At 32.1% G+C, this 1261-nt stretch carries 2 protein-coding genes; both read left to right on the top strand.

Annotation, left to right across the window (positions count from 1 at the left end):
• Positions 1–415 (top strand): HNH/ENDO VII family nuclease (locus tag GA0061080_RS12295; protein WP_209435855.1); only part of this gene is annotated, 415 nt, incomplete at its 5' end.
• 6 nt (positions 416–421) lie between these two features.
• The gene (locus tag GA0061080_RS12290) at positions 422–883 is read left to right on the top strand and encodes an SMI1/KNR4 family protein (RefSeq protein ID WP_091126258.1); all 462 of its coding nucleotides are present in this window, start codon (positions 422–424) and stop codon (positions 881–883) included.
• The last annotated feature ends 378 nt before the right edge of the window (positions 884–1261 follow it).

The following is a 1261-nucleotide window of genomic DNA, read 5'->3' as shown; positions in this document are numbered from 1 at the left end:
AGGGACGAATGGATCCCCTGAAACTGATGCTGCAAAATATTTTGGGCAAGAGCGACAGTATTGGACAAAAGATCCTATAGAATTTAATGGTAATAAAGTTTACCAACGAGATGATTTGTTTGATCCGAATTTGATGACAACTTGGACAGATAAAGGCAAAATAATTAAAGGCACAAATTTAGAAAGAATGGCTACTGGTCGAGCACCTATTGGTCATGATGGAAATTCGATTAATTTACACCATATGACACAAAATCCAAATGGAGCTATTGCTGAAGTTACGCAAACATTTCATCAACAAAATAAGTCTGTGATTCATGTTAATCCTAATACTATTCCTTCGGGAATTAATAGAGGTGAGTTTAATAAATGGAAAATTCAATATTGGATCGAGCGAGCAAAAACATATAGGTAAAAAAATATGAATGAAATAACAAAAAATGTACTAATTGAATTCATCAATAAAAACAAAAATATAGTTAATTTCGGTTCTCCAGAAGATGCTGTTGATGAATCATGGATTTTAAAAGCTGAAAAATACTTGGGTTTTCCTTTAACTAATTCTTATAAATGGTTTTTACGTGAATACCGTGGTGGTGAAATATGCGGAGAGGAAATATATAGTATTTACGGATTAGATTTTGAATCAGTTAATGGTGGAGATATTGTTTATCATCATATCATTGATATGAAAAGTAATATCATAAAAAAAACACAACTTGTTGTTAGCCAAACAGATTTTGGTGATGTATATTATTTTGATTATACTAAATTTGATAATGAGGAATGTCCAATATACATTATGTTTCCATCTGCTGAATGTAAGTTTTATGCTACTAATTTTTATGAATTCTTATATAAAAGAATTAAAGATTATCTATAGGCTATATTTTTTAATTCGTAAATCAAGCTATTCATCAGCTTGCTCTACTCTGTTTTAATGATAACACGGTAACCTACATAAAAGCATCTGCTCTAGCCACTGTTCCTTAATGGTTATCTGAGGTTTGGGGCTAGTTTTGTGCTTTGTAATGCACTATCCACGGTATAAAACTATTTAATAGATTGTGGTATCGGTGCGTTGTCTGTGGTTAATTTTAGCGTAGAATATGTCTCAGCCATAGTTAACCCCGAAATAGTGAAATTGAAAACCAAAAAGGAGAACACTACTACTTAAGCTATACCCCAACCGGTCAACTGAGTGAAGAAATTGGTTTTGATGGAGTTAAAACGACCTATCATTATAATGATGCCGGTCACT

The sequence above is a fragment of the Gilliamella intestini genome (assembly GCF_900094935.1).
Taxonomy (GTDB): Bacteria; Pseudomonadota; Gammaproteobacteria; order Enterobacterales; family Orbaceae; genus Gilliamella; species Gilliamella intestini.
Note: the sequence above shows the minus strand (reverse complement) of the source record. Positions and strands in the feature narration are given on the sequence as shown.